Annotated in this window: 15 protein-coding genes and 1 tRNA gene; 8 read left to right on the top strand and 8 right to left on the bottom strand. The window is 60.3% G+C overall.

Going from position 1 to position 15,999, the window contains the following annotated elements; all coding sequences use genetic code 11:
• From LB547_RS27525 to LB547_RS27540, 4 genes are all read left to right on the top strand, one after another.
• On the top strand, window positions 1–260 hold a 260-nt coding region (locus LB547_RS27525; protein WP_210239552.1), incomplete at its 5' end, for a hypothetical protein.
• A gap of 204 nt (window positions 261–464) precedes the next feature.
• Window positions 465–1,604 carry a helix-turn-helix transcriptional regulator gene (locus tag LB547_RS27530; RefSeq protein ID WP_140763167.1) on the top strand — a complete coding sequence of 380 codons (1,140 nt, stop codon included), beginning with the start codon at window positions 465–467 and terminating at the stop codon, window positions 1,602–1,604.
• Between the two features lie 419 nt (window positions 1,605–2,023).
• The gene (locus LB547_RS27535) at window positions 2,024–3,754 is read left to right on the top strand and encodes a hypothetical protein (protein ID WP_224702985.1); all 1,731 of its coding nucleotides are present in this window, start codon (window positions 2,024–2,026) and stop codon (window positions 3,752–3,754) included.
• Window positions 3,755–3,989: 235 nt separating this feature from the next.
• Window positions 3,990–4,220: a hypothetical protein gene (locus LB547_RS27540; protein ID WP_140565821.1), complete on the top strand. Its 231-nt coding sequence runs from the start codon at window positions 3,990–3,992 to the stop codon at window positions 4,218–4,220.
• On the opposite strand, the gene LB547_RS32765 is transcribed toward LB547_RS27540, so the two are convergent.
• On the bottom strand, window positions 4,165–4,626 hold the full coding sequence (locus tag LB547_RS32765) for a hypothetical protein (protein ID WP_411970483.1): 462 nt from the start codon (window positions 4,624–4,626) through the stop codon (window positions 4,165–4,167). The genes LB547_RS27540 and LB547_RS32765 overlap by 56 nt on opposite strands.
• A gap of 107 nt (window positions 4,627–4,733) precedes the next feature.
• Between LB547_RS32765 and LB547_RS27545 the strand changes: the two genes are divergently transcribed.
• The gene (locus LB547_RS27545; protein ID WP_140525777.1) at window positions 4,734–5,273 is read left to right on the top strand and encodes a hypothetical protein; all 540 of its coding nucleotides are present in this window, start codon (window positions 4,734–4,736) and stop codon (window positions 5,271–5,273) included.
• Window positions 5,274–6,207: 934 nt separating this feature from the next.
• On the top strand, window positions 6,208–7,671 hold the full coding sequence (locus tag LB547_RS27550) for an AAA family ATPase (protein WP_224655980.1): 1,464 nt from the start codon (window positions 6,208–6,210) through the stop codon (window positions 7,669–7,671).
• Window positions 7,672–8,189: 518 nt separating this feature from the next.
• Here LB547_RS27550 and LB547_RS27555 read toward each other — a convergent pair.
• Both LB547_RS27555 and LB547_RS27560 read right to left on the bottom strand, forming a co-directional pair.
• Window positions 8,190–8,266 (bottom strand) — tRNA-Arg (locus LB547_RS27555).
• Window positions 8,267–8,351: 85 nt separating this feature from the next.
• Window positions 8,352–9,515 carry a M20 aminoacylase family protein gene (locus LB547_RS27560; RefSeq protein ID WP_140500746.1) on the bottom strand — a complete coding sequence of 388 codons (1,164 nt, stop codon included), beginning with the start codon at window positions 9,513–9,515 and terminating at the stop codon, window positions 8,352–8,354.
• Window positions 9,516–9,716: 201 nt separating this feature from the next.
• Here LB547_RS27560 and LB547_RS27565 point away from each other — a divergent pair, with 201 nt between their 5' ends.
• Both LB547_RS27565 and LB547_RS27570 read left to right on the top strand, forming a co-directional pair.
• Window positions 9,717–10,877, top strand: coding sequence for a D-alanyl-D-alanine carboxypeptidase family protein (locus tag LB547_RS27565; protein ID WP_140625657.1), 1,161 nt, complete (start codon window positions 9,717–9,719; stop codon window positions 10,875–10,877).
• Between the two features lie 3 nt (window positions 10,878–10,880).
• Window positions 10,881–12,005 carry a CobW family GTP-binding protein gene (locus LB547_RS27570; RefSeq protein WP_140676387.1) on the top strand — a complete coding sequence of 375 codons (1,125 nt, stop codon included), beginning with the start codon at window positions 10,881–10,883 and terminating at the stop codon, window positions 12,003–12,005.
• A 12-nt stretch (window positions 12,006–12,017) separates the two neighbouring features.
• Here LB547_RS27570 and LB547_RS27575 read toward each other — a convergent pair whose 3' ends face one another.
• From LB547_RS27575 to LB547_RS27595, 5 genes are all read right to left on the bottom strand, one after another.
• Window positions 12,018–12,248 carry a sulfurtransferase TusA family protein gene (locus LB547_RS27575; protein ID WP_181165390.1) on the bottom strand — a complete coding sequence of 77 codons (231 nt, stop codon included), beginning with the start codon at window positions 12,246–12,248 and terminating at the stop codon, window positions 12,018–12,020.
• A gap of 11 nt (window positions 12,249–12,259) precedes the next feature.
• Window positions 12,260–13,579 (bottom strand): L,D-transpeptidase family protein, encoded by a 1,320-nt coding sequence (locus LB547_RS27580; RefSeq protein ID WP_140500750.1) that lies wholly within the window; start codon window positions 13,577–13,579, stop codon window positions 12,260–12,262.
• Window positions 13,580–13,831: 252 nt separating this feature from the next.
• Window positions 13,832–14,782, bottom strand: a complete 951-nt coding sequence (locus LB547_RS27585) for an acetyl-CoA carboxylase carboxyltransferase subunit alpha (protein ID WP_140500751.1) — start codon at window positions 14,780–14,782, stop codon at window positions 13,832–13,834.
• A 98-nt stretch (window positions 14,783–14,880) separates the two neighbouring features.
• Window positions 14,881–15,798 (bottom strand): site-specific tyrosine recombinase XerD, encoded by a 918-nt coding sequence (locus LB547_RS27590; protein WP_140513912.1) that lies wholly within the window; start codon window positions 15,796–15,798, stop codon window positions 14,881–14,883.
• A 22-nt stretch (window positions 15,799–15,820) separates the two neighbouring features.
• Entirely contained in the window at window positions 15,821–15,973 is a 153-nt protein-coding gene (locus tag LB547_RS27595) for a histidine kinase (protein ID WP_140513945.1), read from the bottom strand.
• Window positions 15,974–15,999 lie beyond the last annotated feature (26 nt).

Genomic DNA, 15,999 nt, shown 5'->3' on the forward strand with positions numbered 1-15,999 from the left:
GCGGCAAGGGTGGGGGCAAGGGTGGAAGCAAGGGGTCAAGTCGTGACGGTGCGATGGAGATCGAAACCGGGCTGATACCCAGTTCAGTCAACGCAACAAACCCTACGCAGGTAAGATCTTTCAAAATTTTCGAAGGCAAGGGATGTCGCCGCGACTACGCACGGTTTTGCCCGACGAAACCGATGGGTAAATGCGACCTTGAAAGCCAGATCGAACGGCTTTCACCTGCGTGCAGAGATTTCGTCGAGAAGCATCGGTGAAGTTGCGTGGCTATTATGCTAATGTAGCTATCTCTCATTCGATGCGTCAGTCTGACGATAGGTCCTCAGCTGACCGTCTGTCGAGCATGGCCGCGGGAAATAAACATCCCTGACCGGAGCCGGTTGCGGGGCCTGTAGCTGGAGGGCCGTCGACGGGCCATGAGGAGAAAAAGGGCGAGAAACCGGGATCGCGACGCAAATCCTATGTCCGACAATCGGAACATTGCCGCTGCGATCGAGGCTTGCTACGACGCCGCGTTCGAGTTTAGGCAGTGGCCCGCAGCGCTTCAAATGCTGGCCCACTCCCTAGCAGCCACAAGTTGCGTTATCCGCACCTGCGATCCAACTCACCCGTTTCGTAGCGATCAGCGATCGCCGACCGCGCTCAGACCCGATTCGACCGAACATGCCGAATTCGCCGCCCTTTGGATCGAAAGAATCGAAGGTGCTCCCGATCCGCATGAACGTAGACCGCGCAAGAGGTTGGCAAAACTGACAGACAGCTTCGTTGTCGAGGATGAGATCACCACTCGTGATGAGCGCGAGGTTCTCCCTTATTACCAAGAAATCGCGCGTCCAGGCGACCGGGAATGGTGGGCTGCAATAGACTTCATGGTGAAGGATCGAAGGTGGATGCTCTCGATGTTTCGTGACGCTCATAAGGGGCCATTCTACCGGAATGAAGCCGAGGATTTCTTGGCGATCGTTCCGTCGATGGTTCGCATCATCAGTGCTGCGGAAAAGGTTTGGGAAACGGCAGTCGAACCGAACCTGGCCATTCTGGATAGGATGGGAAGCGCAGCGCTGTTGCTGAATTGCCGAGGCCGCGTCACCCGCTACAATAAACACGCGGAAGCTCTGCTTGGTACTGGCCTCGTTATCCACGGTGGTCGTCTCCGGGCGGCAGATCGGCCCAGTGATTCACGCTTGCAGAAATTGATCGCAGGCGTGGTCAGCCAATGCGGCGACTTGAGCGACGGGGAGCCCGTTTTGATTGCCCGCGAGGGTTCGCCATGGCTTCTTGCTGAAGCCATGGCGATGACCTCGTTCGTCCATGACCTCTTTAACGGCGGAGACGCGCTCCTCTATTTTACCGATCTTGTGGCCGAACCGGCGCTACCCAAGCAACTGATAAGGCACGCCTTTCAACTAACAGCAGCCGAAACGCGGCTGGCCTGCCGCCTTGCCGATGGCCGAGGTATCGGCGCGGCAAGCTCTGCCCTGGGAATTGGCCGTGAAACCGCCAGAACCCAGCTCCGTGCAATATTCTCGAAAACAAGCACCGGAAGTCAGGCGGAACTCGCGAAGCTCTTGTCCCGATACCAAGGGTCCTCCACGCATTGAAGTCGCGGTGTCACCCGTTCGGGTGAAGCCCTGACGGTCCAAGGGTTGCATTCTGCGCTGAATCGGGGCCGTGGCACTTCACAACAACAGGCGCCGGTCTCGATCCGATACGTCTCAAGCGGGGCGGGCGGTCAGACGATATTTGGTTTTTGCAACGGCGCGTGCCTGAATCCCTCTGGTGTCCGACTAGTGCCTTCGGGCCGAAGAGGTGAGCAGAAAACATCGCGTCCGCTATTACATTAGCAGTAGGAAATATATTGCCAAACGGCGGCGCGAGGCGGATCATCAACGCCCGCACCTCCGATCGAGAATTGGAAAGACAGGGCTGATCGGAGCTTGCCGATCGTACCGAACGCCAGGAGGTTCAGATGAAACTGCGTGCTTGCCTGCCAAGTGCAGGATGGACAGCTATTGCCTTAATGAGTTTCGGCACAGGTGCTGCCATTGCTTACGCCGCGGACAGTCCGTTGCAGTCGCAGCTTGCGGCGCCAAGAGTATCGTTGCCGGGGGAACTCGACATCACACACTGCGTCGCTCTGGCCGCTGCCGGCCAATCACTGGCCCCGCAAGACTTGAAGGCCTACGAGGAGGCCCAGCCGCCATTGTGGGATGACCTGGGCTCCCTGAGCTATCCGATCAGCACAAAGAGCGCCGATGCCCAAAAATACTTTGACCAGGGGCTGCGGTTCGCCACCAACTTCAATCACGCGGAGGCGCGACGCGCCTTCCGCAAGGCACAAAGCCTCGATCCCGACTGTGCGATGTGCTTCCTCGGCGAGGCACAGGTCCTGGGCCCGAACATCAACGTGCCGATGGATCCCACCGCAAATGCACCAGCGATCACTGCTCTTCGAAAGGCGCAGGCGCTTTCATCCGGTGCCACCGAGAAGGAGCGGGGACTGATCGAGGCGGTCGCCACGCGGTATTCCGAAGATCCCAAGGCCGATCGAAACACCCTGAACGCCGCCTTCGCCGATGCAACTGCGGCGCTTTCCGACAAATATCCTGACGATCTCGAACTCGCTGTGCTGGCCGCAGAGGCCGGCATGGACACGCAGCCTTGGGACTATTGGCAGCCGGGCGGCAAGGAACCCAAGGGCCGCACCGCCGACATCCAGAGGCGGCTGGAAGGCGTTCTCGCCAGGAAGCCCGACAATCCGATGGCGATTCACCTCTACATTCATCTTGTTGAGGCCTCGGATCGTCCGGAGCGCGCCGAGCCCTACGCGGACCGGCTAGCAGCGCTGATGCCGGGGGCCGGACACATCGTCCATATGCCGAGCCACATCTACTATCGCGTCGGCCGCTACACGGATTCGCTGAAGTCCAACGAAGCTGCCTCGAAAGTGGACGAGACCTATCTCGCCGAAACCGGCGCTACCGGTGTCTATCCGCTCGGCTACTATTCCCACAACGTGCACTTCGTATTGGTTTCGGCCCAGCTCCTCGGTGACTCGAAGACGGTGCTTGCAGAGGCTGAGAAGCTGGACAAGTTTCTGACTAACGAGGTGGCCACGGCAATACCGATCGTGCAGCCGGTGAAGGCAGCTCCGTATTTCGCCTGGGCGCAATATGCCGAACCCGATGCGATCCTGGCTAAGGCCGAGCCGGCCGGCGCGCCGCCTTACATCACATCGATGTGGCACTATGCGCGCGGCGTCGCCCTGGCCGAGAAGAAGGACGCCTCGGGCGCGCGAGTCGAGGCGGACGCCATCCACAAGATCGCTCAGGAAACCGACTGGTCGGTGCACGATGCCTGGGGAATCCCGGCATTGTCGGTCCTGCAAGTGGCCGAAGATGTCGTACGTGCCCGCGCTGCGCAGGCCGAGAATGACGTCGGCGGCTCGATAGCCTTCTGGAAGAAAGCGGTCGAAACGGAGGACACGATCCCCTACATGGAGCCTCCGTACTGGTATTATCCCGTGCGGCAGTCCCTCGGTGCCGCCCTCCTCAAGAACGGTCAGCCGGCGGACGCGGCGAAGGAGTTTGTGGCGGCGCTCCACCGCGCACGCAGCAGCGCCTGGGCACTGTTCGGGCTGCAGCAGGCGGCGGAAGCCCAAGGCGATACTGCCGCCGCAACGAAAGCCGCGGACGAACTTTCCAAAGCCTGGAAGGGCGATCCGGGCATGCTGACGCTGGAACGGCTCTGAACCTCATCCCGGACGGGACCGCTGCGGTCCGTCGACCGGGCTCCAACCAATCAACCAATTTCCGATTTGTCGGAACGTCTGCAAGCGCTTTTCTGACGTTATTCGAACGGTAGAAATCCGCATGCAGGTTCCGTACAGATGACCGATGCGACCCCAGTGATCGGCTCTGGTTTCAGTCCGATTCAGGTCCGACAGTATCCGGCTTAGCAGCAAAACGTGGTGATCCCGACAGTCCATGGCGAACCAGTCTCCGTTTGAGAATTCCCTGATAACGGGCAAAAACTGGGAGTTCGCGAGAAACGAGCGCTTTGCATGGGGCGGAAAATCAATATTGCATTGCGATGTCAGCTACTTAGCGGAACATTCCCTGCGCGGTGGATCAGGAAAATTCGCCCCGGACATCAGGAAAATCACGCAGCCAGGGATGATTCATCAGGGAAACCGGCTGTCGTTGCGCGGGATCTGATTGCGAGTTCTTGGGATCGAATTGTCGTAGTCCGGGAACGCCTTGCTGTATCGCAGGGAACGTAGGCGCGATTGCAATTGTGAAGTGATAAGGGGTGGCAACGATTTGACGCTTCCCGAAATTTAAATGCGACAGGCTGAGATCTGACTGTCGGATTGGAAGTCGGACGGCAGGAAAAAGAGGGGCGTCTTCGCCCAAGCGTTCCATTGAAAGTCGTCGGCTGGACCTCGCGTGCGCATGCATATCGGTCGCGGAGAACATCGTACAGCTGTGCAAGCCATCGGCACACAATAGCGTTGTTGGGGCGTCTCGGGATCAAGGCAGACTTTGCATGGCTCTGGCCATCGACGAGCCGTTCGCAAATCTGGTCGGTTATCTCCGCAGAACACTTGGTCGGGCCATAGATGTCCTTTTGCGGTCTGGGCGCATGCTTTCATTTTTTGGGCAGCGCCGCCCTACTTGCTCGGCTTCTGCATTGGTGATCTTCTGTCGAAAAATAATGGAGGAATGACCATGTCAGACGCGAGACAAGAACCGTCCCAGTCGACTCAACAAACAGAGGAACAGAAGAGAAGTGCAGGTACTCGCGGAAAATTTTCCGATATTTCTATCAGCGAGCTGAGCTTAGATGAGGCCATAGCACTCAAAGCCTTGCGAAAGTTCGACTTCGAATTCGTCGACTACAATGTCTACGACACGCTTAGTAATTTCGGTGGCGGGACGCTCGTGCTAGTTGAGACTTTTCGGCAACCGGAGAACGAAGTTGGACGAGTGGCTCATGATTATCAAGTGCTTGTAAAAAATGGAAAGGGAATAGTCTACAACGACTACACTCAAGCCTTGCGTCTCGGCTCAGAGCGGGCGGATTTTCTGTCTCGACTGGTTTCCCCGGATACAGTTCTCGCGCTTCTGACCCTTGTTTTGGTGGCAGCGTTCTTGGCGTTCTGGGGGGTTTTCAAAGAAAAGACCCCGGAAGTGTTGGGTGTCGCTCTCACAACGGTCATTGGCTTTTGGTTTGGGCGTCAATCGAGGACAACGTCAAACACAAAATGACCAGATGCAATGCGCCTCACTTTCGGTGGTGTGACTAGCTGAAAAGCGGGGCAAGACATGGGTAGTATGGCACTCACTAAGTCCTTGGAGGAGGACAATGGCATCTCGGGTGACGATCGATGAACAATTGCATGACACAAATGGCGGTGGGACCAGGCGCGATCCTGCACTGAGCCGTCAATTCACTGTAGCATGCCCGCTTGGTACTTGTGTAACGTTCAAGTCGACTATGTATTCATTGACGAACAGGTACTTGTATTTCCTAGTGAATTTATGGTGATCCCGACAGGAATCGAACCTGTGACCTACAGATTAGGAATATGATTCGCGCCAGAAAAACGCAATAAACCAATTGCTTAATGAGCACCTTTTTTATTCTACGGGATTCTACGGAATTGTAGCGTTGTACTAACCAGCGCTGTCCAGATTATCTGGACGTCAATCGCCTATCACGCTCAATGAACGGGGCTCAGGGATAAGACCATGAAGCGCAGCGAGCCGCTGCGAGGAAGGCGAAGGTCGACGCGGGAGCGCCGGCTAAACCCTCACCGCCATCGCAGACGAGATGAACGATAATGACGAGCCAAGACTTCACGGCGAGGCCGGTCGAGCGCCACAGCCAGTGAGGGCTTGGCGAGGTCAGAAGGCGATCTTTCTTCGCAACGGCCTCATGTTGACCAATTGATCCGTCGGGAAACGAGCTAGTGGTCAAAACTTGACGCTTGATACCCGAAACGGAACACCGCTGCCGACCTCCTTACGGTCGTTCGGGATCCTTCTTTCGCCTACTACAACTGCCACTGATCAGTCAGCCGCCGCTGGCAGGGATGCGGAAAACGAACGCATGGTAAAAGTCCAAGCCGCTATCTACAGACTCTCCCTATCCCATCCCGTTTTCCGATGCCATATAGGCGATGAAATAACGGGGGCAACTTTGAAAATAAACGAACTAAAAGGGCGCTCTGCCCATCTCACTAACCTGAACAACATCAACGTAATTATGGGTCGCAACGGCGCGGGAAAGAGCCGCTTCCTTCGTGACATCGAGGAAGCAACCAGCCAGAATAAGCAACTCTTTTATGTTCGCTATGTCAGCCCTGAACGGGCTGGGTCGTTCAAGCGCGATGGTGCCGTCCTCACAAATATGAGTAATGACCCCACTTGGCTGCGGCAAGTACGGGCAGTTAATCAGGCCAACAACTTCAAAGCCGCATCGGCGATGCTGTTCCGCGAAGCCGAGACGCTTTATCTACGTCGCCTAGCCAGCACTCCAGAAATCCGAATGGACCCCACGCGCAACTTCCAGACAGATCGGCTGAGTAAGGTAAATCAGCTGCTCACCAATATCTCGCTTGAGATGGGTAACGCCGATTTCGAGTTTCGTTCGCTGGCCGATGGTCAGCTAGTAATCCCAGATCAAATCAGCAGCGGCGAATCGGAAGCCGTAGCTCTGGCTTCCGAGATTCTCTATTTCTTTGATACGATAGACCCTGCCAAGACGAATATACTGCTCCTTGATGAGCCGGACGTGCACCTTCACCCCGATCTTCAGGCACGGCTGGGTAAACTGATCATCGCCATGCTGGACGAGTTCAAGAGCTACGCGGAAAGCATTGCTGTATGCCTCTCCACGCATAGCAGCCCGCTGGTCTGTTCTCTCGCGGATTCGCAATATGTTTCGATCGGCACCAAGAGCTTCGCGGTCGATACGGTTGAACTCAAACCGACCAGCGCTGAGCTTCGCAAGGTTGCCCCGTTCTTCGGCCACCCCCTTTCACTTTCGCTAAGCGAAGACGCGGCGTTGATCCTCGAAGGCGAGGACGACGAACGCGTTTGGCAGCAGGCTGCGCGAACGTCGCAGGGCCGGATCAAGGTCTTTCCCGTGCTGGCCGGCAGCGTAGACCAGCAGGGCGAACTAGAGACCTTCTGCGTCAATCTGCTCGATACGCTCTACGACAACCCGGTCGCCTTTTCCCTTCGCGACGGCGACGGCGTGGTTGATCAGCCGCTCCAACATCGCCCACCTATCAAGCGCTACCGCCTGCAATGCTATGCAATTGAAAACGCCCTTTTGACTGACCCCTGCCTTGCCGTGATGGGCACGACCTGGGAGGGTTTTGTCGCTGCGGCAACGAAATGGGAGGCTGAAAATCAGGGACACGCAGATAGAACGCTCATTAACGAGCTTGCCGAGTCCAATGATCGGCTGCGGCATAAGAAAATCAAGAAGGTCCGCCAGCTCGTCTGTGCGGTGCTCGAGTGCAAGAAGCCTTGGGAGGTCGTGGTTGGTCAGGCGATCGGAGCGCTAACGAACGAGGATCTCGCAAATTCGAACATGCTGATTGATTTCCTCGGGGCGGAAATGGTCAGCGACATCATCTTCAGGAACGGGGCATGAGCAACATTGAATAGCGCGAGACCTCGATCTTAGCTGCTGTCAAGGATCAGCCAGTGTTGGCTCTCCGCCGCCTGTCCCTACCCGGCGCAATTCGTTGAAGAGATAAACGGCAGCTTTCCCGGCGTAACGGCCCGAAACTTGCGGGTCTGCTCCCACGATGAGCGGGCCTACGGCTCCGGAACCAAGCGTCAGAGTTTGACCACTAGCGACTTGCAAAGGGTCTTCGCACTGGCTGGGCTAATGGTGACGACGCTGGAGCGGGGGAAGGACGCCGTGGTGTCGACTTCGTTGCGTCTCGTGCGAAGTGCCTCGTCAGCGGGACATCGTCGATGACCGGTCGAGACATGCAACTGAAGCTGTCAAACCATGTCAAGCAGTTCTGCGCAAATCCGTAGAATGGGTTCATTCTACGGATTCTTGGTCATGGAAAGTGACGAGATTCACGACTATTCGCGTAGAATGGCGATCGAGCCTTTCGGAGCCGATCACCTAAGTATCTCATCTTGCTTAGTTTTTAGTGGTGATCCCGACAGGAATCGAACCTGTGACCTACAGATTAGGAATCTGCCGCTCTATCCTACTGAGCTACGGGACCACGCGGCCCGACACATAGCCGCTTCCGATCGTTTCGCCAAGAGGCGGGCCGAACACAATCGGCCGGCCCCTGCCGCCGCCAGGCCTCAGGCGGCAAGCGCGGTTTCGGCCAGCTTCACCCAGTAGCTCATGCCGTGCGGGATGGCCTCGTCGTTAAAGTCATAGGCCGGGTTGTGAAGGCCGGCGGTGTCGCCATTGCCAATGAAAATGAAGGCGCCGGGCCTGGCTTCCAGCATGTAAGAGAAGTCCTCGCCGCCCATCACCGGCTGGATGCCGCGGTGGACATGAGCGTCGCCGGCGACGTTTGCCGCGACGTCGCTGGCAAAAACCGTCTCTTCCGCATGGTTGAAGGTTACGGGGTAGTTCGCCTGGTAATCGACCTCGATCTTCGCGCCGAAGGCCGTGGCCAATCCGTCGCAGATGGCACGAATGCGCTCTTCCGACTTCTTGGCGATTTCCTTGCGCAAGGTACGCACCGTGCCTGCGATCTCCGCCGATTCCGGGATGATGTTGTAGGCGTCGCCGGCATGGAACTTGGTCACCGACACCACCACCGCTTCAACCGGGTCGGTGCTGCGCGAGGCGATCGTCTGCAGGGCGCCGACCAACTGGCTGGTGATGACGATCGGGTCGATCGTGCCGTGCGGCATCGCCGCATGGCCGCCGCGGCCTTTCACGGTGATGGTGAATTCCGCGGTCGCCGCCATGATCGCGCCCGGCCGGATGGCGAACTGGCCGACCGGCAGGCCCGGCATGTTGTGCATGCCGAACACTTTCGCGATGTCGAAACGCTCCATCATGCCGTCCTTGACCATCTCGTTGCCGCCGCCGCCGCCTTCTTCGGCCGGCTGGAAGATGACCGCCACCGAACCGGCGAAGTTGCGGGTCTCGGCGAGATATTTCGCCGCACCCAAAAGCATCGCCGTATGGCCGTCATGGCCGCAGGCATGCATCTTGCCGGGAACGGTCGAGGCATAGGGCTTGCCGGTGATCTCGTTAAGCGGCAGCGCGTCCATGTCGGCGCGCAGGCCGATAGTGGCGCCTTCGCCCTGGCGGCCGCGAATGATGCCCACGACGCCGGTCTTGCCCAGCCCCGTCACCACATCGTCGCAGCCGAAGGCCTTCAGCTTCTCGGTGACGAAGGCGGCTGTCTTGAAGACGTCGAAATTCAGTTCCGGGGTCTGGTGCAGATGTCGTCGCCAGCCGGCAACCTCGTCCTGCATTTCGGCGGCACGGTTCAGGATTGGCATGATGGTTCCATCTCGCTGTTGGGGCAGGTCCGCTGCCTTGCAATTGTGATCGTCAGGCACTTTGCCATGTTGACGTCACATAGAGTAAATAGCACCGCAACAATGCGGTCCGTTTTTGAGGGCGGACTCATTTTGCTGGCGATCGCGTAAATCTTACGGAGCCAGGGGCGACTACGGCAAGAGGCGATTTCGGATTCGATCATGCGGCACAGGCATTTCCTCAAACTATTCTGCGCGGGCGCCGTGGCGTTCTCGGCGCTGGCCGGGCCGGCGCTGGCCAATCCGGTCGTGCTGTTCGACCTGAACAGCGGCAAGATCCTCCAGCATCAGGACGCGTTCAAGCGCTGGTACCCGGCATCGCTGAGCAAGCTGATGACGGCCTATGTGACCTTCCGGGCGATCGCGGCCGGCGAGGTCCGGCTCGATTCGCCGATCAAGGTAACGAAACATTCCGCCGCCGAGCCGCCGAGCAAGATGGGCTTCAAGCCAGGCTCGGTGATGCGGCTCGACAATGCGCTGAAGATGATGCTGGTCAAGTCGGCAAACGACATCGCCATGGCCGTCGGCGAGAATGTCGGGGGATCGCAGGCAGCCTTTGCCGAGCGCATGAACGCCGAAGCGGTCCGGCTCGGCATGAACGGAACGCATTTCGTCAATCCGAACGGGCTTTATTCGCCGGACCAGTACACCACAGCGCGCGACCTGGCCGTGCTGGTGACGGCGATCCGCCGCGAGTTTCCGCAATATGCGCCGTGGTTCTCGATCGAGGGGCTTGCTGTGGGCAAGAGGGCGATCCCCAACTACAACCTGTTGATCGGCCGCTATCCCGGGGCCGACGGCATGAAGACGGGCTTCGTCTGCCCCTCCGGCTTCAACATGATCGGTTCGGCGACCCGCAACGGCCGCACGCTGGTGGCGGTGGTGCTCGGCGAGAAGTCGGCGATCACCCGTGCCGAGGCCGCGGCCAAACTGCTCGACCAGGGTTTCGATACGCCTGCCGCCGGCTCAGCCACGATCGCCACGCTGGCGCCATACGGTGATACCATCTCGCCCAACGACGTGCGGGACGAGGTCTGCAAGAAGAAGGCGCCGGCGGAGCAGTCCGAGGCGCCGCCCGCCGTCGCCAAGAACGTGCCGAAATCGCCCTACCAGGAAAAGCTCGACCATGTGCCGACGCTGGTTGCCGTCGGGCTTGGCGGCGCGACCGGCCCGACCCCGCTGGCCATGCTCGCCCAGGGCAGCCAGGAATATGCCGACGTGCCTATTCCGACCTGGCGGCCGGACAGACCGGCGCCCGGCGCCGGCCCGACGGTGGCGGGCTCGGCTGCGCAGGGCGACCAACCCGTCAAGGTTGCGAACTAGGCAATGAGTGGTTTTCCCATCCCTGTTTCCGTGCTGACCGGTTTTCTCGGCGCCGGCAAGACGACGCTGCTCAACCGGCTCCTGAAGGACCCGGCGCTGGCCGACACGGCCGTCATCATCAACGAATATGGCGAAGTGGCGATCGATCACCTGCTGGTGGAACAGGCGTCCGACGGCATCATCCAGCTTTCGGACGGCTGCCTTTGCTGCACGGTACGCGGCGAACTGGTCGACACGCTGGCCGATCTGGTCGACCGGCTGCAGACCGGCCGCATCGCCCGCCTTGCCCGCGTCATTGTCGAGACCACCGGCCTTGCCGATCCGGCACCGGTGCTGCAATCGATCATGGCGCATCCGGCACTGGTCCAGGCTTTCCGGCTCGACGGCGTCATCACCTTGGTCGACGCGGTCAACGGCGATGCCACGCTCGACGCCCATGTCGAGGCGGTCAAGCAGGTCGCCGTCGCCGACCGCATCGTGCTCTCCAAAACCGACCTGGTCGCTGGTCCGGATGGACCGGAAGCGCTGCGGACGCGGCTGCGGCAGATCAATCCGGGCGCCGAACTGCTGGCTGTCGACGATGCGAAAACGAGCGTCGCAGCGCTGTTCGACTGCGGCCTCTATAACCCGGCGACCAAATCAGCCGATGTGCGGCGCTGGCTCGGCGAAGAAGCGATGCATAACCATGATCATCATGATCATGACGGGCATGACCACGGGCATGACCACGGGCACGGCCACGACCACGGGCACCGGCATGATCAGCGCATTCGCACCCACTCCCTGGTGCATGACGGCCCGGTGCCGTTCTCGGCCATCGAGATGTTCCTCGATCTTTTGCGCTCCACGCATGGCGAGCGCCTGCTGCGCATGAAGGGCGTCATCGAACTCGAGGAAGATCCGTCGCGGCCGCTGGTGGTGCATGGCGTGCAGAAAATCCTGCATCCGCCGGCTCGATTGCCGTCCTGGCCGGACGGCCAGCGCGGCACCCGGCTGGTGCTGATCACGCTCGACATGCCCGAAGACTATGTAAGGCGACTGTTTGCCGCCTTCACCAACCGGCCCTCGATCGACACGCCCGACCGCGCGGCGCTGGAGAACAATCCCCTGGCGATCGCGGGACGCTGACCTTTACGACAGCTATTCGCCGCGCTCGACCAGGAAGCGGTGACCGCCTGATATGGCGGATGTCTCTACGAGATGATGACCAGAGTCGGCGCAGAACGCCGGAATGTCGATAACGGCGAGCGGGTCGGTCGTTTCCAGCCAGAGCCGGCTGCGGGGCCGCATCCCGGCCAGCCGCTTCTTCGCCTTCAGCACCGGCAAAGGGCAGTTCAGCCCCTTCAGATCGTAGACGGTGACGTCGGTCACGGCGAAAAATGTCAGCCGCCGAACATGCCGAGCAGCTTGTTCTTCAGCCTCGTCACGCGGCTCTCGTCGGCACTTGCGGCCTGCGTTTCGGCCGGCGGTGCGGGCTCGGCCGGCGCTTCGATCGTCGCGGTGGCGACAGGGGCTTCCTTGGCGGTCTTGGCCGCTTCCTTTTCGGCCAGCGCCTGCGCCTTGGCGGCTTCCTTTTCGGCCAGCGCTTGCGCCTTGGCCTGCTTGGCAGCTTCTATCGCGGCCAGCCGCTGCTCCTCGGCTTTTTGCTTCGCGGCCTTTTCGGCATCGAGCGCGGCCATCTTGCGGCCGGCGGGCGAATCGATGCGGCCCATGCGCGCCGTCTCGGTGACCGAGCCGTCCGAGTTGAGCGATGGCGGGTCGATCGGCACGCGCTCGCCGCGCGCGCGGCGCTTGGACCAGTCGGAGACGATGCTGGCTTCCTTGATGCCGGCGATGGTGGGCTTGGGCGCCGGCGTGCTTGCCTTGAGGGCGCCGTTGAACGCAGCCTCATACGTGCTCTGATAAGCACTGTAGGCGCTTTTCAGCGAATCCGGCTGCGTGGACGCAGGGCAGGGGCCGGTCGGATTGAATGTGGTGCCTTCGGGAGCCACCTGGTTGAAGACGTAGCGCTTCTCGCAGACGTCGACTTTCGGCGGGACCTTGGTGATCTCGAAATTGTCGTAGCCGACCTTCAGCATCTTCCAGAATTCGTAATTCGGGTCGTTGCGGTAGCGCGCCATATTGGCGGCGGTCATGCGGAACGGGAAGGCCTGGATCTGGAACTCGGTCTGGCCGCCCTGGAAGGCATCGCGGCCGAAAGCATAGATCTGCTCGATCTGGGCATCGGTCATCGAATAGCAGCCCGAAGACGAGCAGGCGCCGTGCACCATCAGGTTGGAGCCGGTGCGGCCGTTGGCGCGGTCATAGGCGTTGGGATAGCCGATGTTGAAGGACAGATGATAGTTCGAGCGCGGGTTCATCTGCGCCGGACGCACGGTATAAAAACCTTCCGGCGCCTGGCGGTCGCCCTCGGTGTATTTCGGCCCGAGCTTGCCCGACCATTTGCAGATATCGTAGCTGGCGACCATGTCGTAGCGGCCGTTGGTCTTGGCCTTCCAGATTTCTAGCTTGCCCTCTTCCTTGAAGATGCGCGCCATCACCGAGGAGGTGCGCACCATGCCCTTGGCCCTCATGTCGGCCAGGATCTTGTCGGGCAGAGGCTTGTTGGCCTCCGGGGCAAAATCCTTCATCGACGAATCGTTGCAGCCGGCGACGGCTATCGCGGTGATGAGAATTCCGGTGCGGGCAAGCTTGGCAAACATGGATAAGGCTACGTCTTCTCTTTCGGGCCAATGGCTTCGAAACGGCCGAGCCCGCATGCTGAACACAGACGGACCGTAAGCCCGTTAACCTTGAAAATTCCTTACCGCAAGCCTCGGCCAGCCCTCACGGCAATTCCATTGAACCGAATCCGGCGGCATTTTTGTGGCGAAATTGCTCATCGCCGCCACATTGCCGTGGAGCGTTGCCGTGGAGGCGACTTGCGGCGGCCTGGTTGAGCCGCCAAATCGTGATCAGAGGCTGCGGCCCATTGCCAGATACTTCTCGCGGCGCTGCTCGCGAAAATCCATGTTGGCGCCGGCAAAATCCTTCATCGTCCTGGCGATGAGATCGCCCGTCGCGGCAATCACCGTTTCGGGTGCGCGCTGGGCGCCGCCGATCGGTTCGGGAATGATGGCGTCGATGATCTTCAGTTCCAGAAGGTCCTGGGCGGTGATCTTCATGTTGGTCGCCGCGTCCTTGGAGCGCGTCGTGTCGCGCCACAGGATGGAGGCCGCGCCCTCGGGCGAGATCACCGAATAGATGGCATGTTCCAGCATGTAGACGCGGTTGGCGGTGGCGATGGCAATGGCGCCGCCCGAACCGCCTTCACCGATGACAACCGAAATCGATGGCACCTTGAGCGCAAGGCAGGCCGAGGTCGAACGGGCAATGGCTTCGGCCTGGCCGCGCTCCTCGGCGCCGACGCCGGGATAGGCGCCGGCCGTGTCGACCAATGTCAGCAGCGGGATCTTGAAGCGGTCGGCAAGCTCCATCAGCCGCACGGCCTTGCGATAGCCTTCGGGGCGCACCGAGCCGAAATTGTGCTTCAGCCGGCTCGCCGTGTCGGAGCCCTTCTCCTGGCCGAGGATCGCTACCGGTTCGCCGCGGAACCGGGCAAAGCCGCCGACGATCGCCTGGTCCTCGCCGAAATTGCGGTCGCCGGCGAGCGGCGTGAAATCGCTGAACAGGCCCTTGATGTAGTCGACGCAGTGCGGCCTGTCGGAATGGCGCGCCACCTGCACCTTCTGCCATGGGGTCAATGCCTTGTAGAGATCGCGCAGGGCATCGCGCGACCGCTTCTCAAGCCTGCTGATCTCGTCGGCGACATCGACCGCCTCGCCGTTCTCGGCAAGCTTCTTCAGTTCCAGGATCTTGAGTTCCAGATCCTGCACCGGCTTTTCGAAATCGAGGTAGTTGTACATGCTTGGGCGGACCGATACGTCGGAAGCAAAGACTGGCGGGACCCTGAAATCCGGGGCTCCGGGCGATGGAACGTCGCCCTCACATAGCGATATGAGGTCTAGTCGGCAAGCGGGTGATGATCGTTGACCAGCCGCACCAATCGCTCCTCCAGCACATGGGTATAGATCTGTGTCGTCGATATGTCGGCATGGCCGAGCAGTTGCTGCACGGCCCTGAGATCGGCCCCGTTCTGCAAGAGATGGCTGGCGAAAGCATGGCGAAGCACATGTGGCGAGACCTTGGCCGAGGCGATGCCGGCCCGGGCCGCCAGCCCCTTGAGGTCGCGAGCGAAGACCTGGCGCGAGAGGTAGCCGCTGTCCGACGCGGCAGGAAACAGGAACGGGCTGTCAGCGAAAGCGGGCACCTTGGCCCGGGCGGCGAGCCAGGCTCGCATCGCCGCGCGCGCCTTGGCCGACAGCGGCACCATGCGCTCCTTGTCGCCCTTGCCGCGCACCATGAAGAAACGGTCGTCGCGCTGCGCCACCGTCACCGGCAAACCGACCAGTTCCGAAACGCGCAGGCCTGTCGCATAAAGCACTTCGACCAGCGCGTGCAGACGCAGCGCCGCCAGCCTGTCGCTGTCGCCGAGCCCGGCATCGCCGGCCTCCTGCGCGGCGCGGTCGATCAGCCGGCCGGTGTCGGCCTCGCTCATGGTCTTCGGCAGCGGGCGGCCTTTTTTCGGGCTGTCCAGCGTGCCGGTCGGGTCGTCGCGGCGCAGGCCCTCGGCGTAGAGGAATTTGAAGAACTGGCGGATCGCCGACAATTTGCGTGCCTGCGATGTCGGGGCGAAGCCGCGTGCGGCGATGTCGTCGAGATAGGCGCGGATGTCTTCGGCGCCGGCGCCGGCAAGACCGCCGGGGATTTCCTGCGAAGCGTCATCGAGGTCGCGGCGATAGGAGGAAAGCGTGTTTTCGGCGGCACCCCGCTCGGCGCTCATCATCTCCAGAAAGGCTTCGATGCGGGCAGCGCTGTTCATTTCCTGAAGTTTTTCTTCGGGCTCAGTTTTTCTTTGGGTTCAGCTTTTCCGCAGGGATGCGCACGCTCATTTCCGCCTTTTTCGGCTCGACGAACATCACCAACGCGAACATCGTACCATAGGCGATGCCCGCCAGAATCGCTGTTATCACGACAAGGCGAAACAGTGTCGGCATCAATCTTCGCCCGTCTTCTTGTTCTG

The organism is Mesorhizobium sp. B264B1B, assembly GCF_020165765.1.
Lineage (GTDB): Bacteria > Pseudomonadota > Alphaproteobacteria > Rhizobiales > Rhizobiaceae > Mesorhizobium.

Coding starts and splice junctions, on each gene's coding strand:
- LB547_RS27530 (WP_140763167.1), top strand. CDS start 465: ATGTCCGACAATCGGAACATTGCCGCTGCGATCGAGGCTTGCTACGAC.
- LB547_RS27535 (WP_224702985.1), top strand. CDS start 2,024: ATGAGTTTCGGCACAGGTGCTGCCATTGCTTACGCCGCGGACAGTCCG.
- LB547_RS27540 (WP_140565821.1), top strand. CDS start 3,990: ATGGCGAACCAGTCTCCGTTTGAGAATTCCCTGATAACGGGCAAAAAC.
- LB547_RS27545 (WP_140525777.1), top strand. CDS start 4,734: ATGTCAGACGCGAGACAAGAACCGTCCCAGTCGACTCAACAAACAGAG.
- LB547_RS27560 (WP_140500746.1), bottom strand. CDS start 9,515: ATGCCAATCCTGAACCGTGCCGCCGAAATGCAGGACGAGGTTGCCGGC.
- LB547_RS27565 (WP_140625657.1), top strand. CDS start 9,717: ATGCGGCACAGGCATTTCCTCAAACTATTCTGCGCGGGCGCCGTGGCG.
- LB547_RS27570 (WP_140676387.1), top strand. CDS start 10,881: ATGAGTGGTTTTCCCATCCCTGTTTCCGTGCTGACCGGTTTTCTCGGC.
- LB547_RS27580 (WP_140500750.1), bottom strand. CDS start 13,579: ATGTTTGCCAAGCTTGCCCGCACCGGAATTCTCATCACCGCGATAGCC.
- LB547_RS27585 (WP_140500751.1), bottom strand. CDS start 14,782: ATGTACAACTACCTCGATTTCGAAAAGCCGGTGCAGGATCTGGAACTC.
- LB547_RS27590 (WP_140513912.1), bottom strand. CDS start 15,798: ATGAACAGCGCTGCCCGCATCGAAGCCTTTCTGGAGATGATGAGCGCC.
- LB547_RS27595 (WP_140513945.1), bottom strand. CDS start 15,973: ATGCCGACACTGTTTCGCCTTGTCGTGATAACAGCGATTCTGGCGGGC.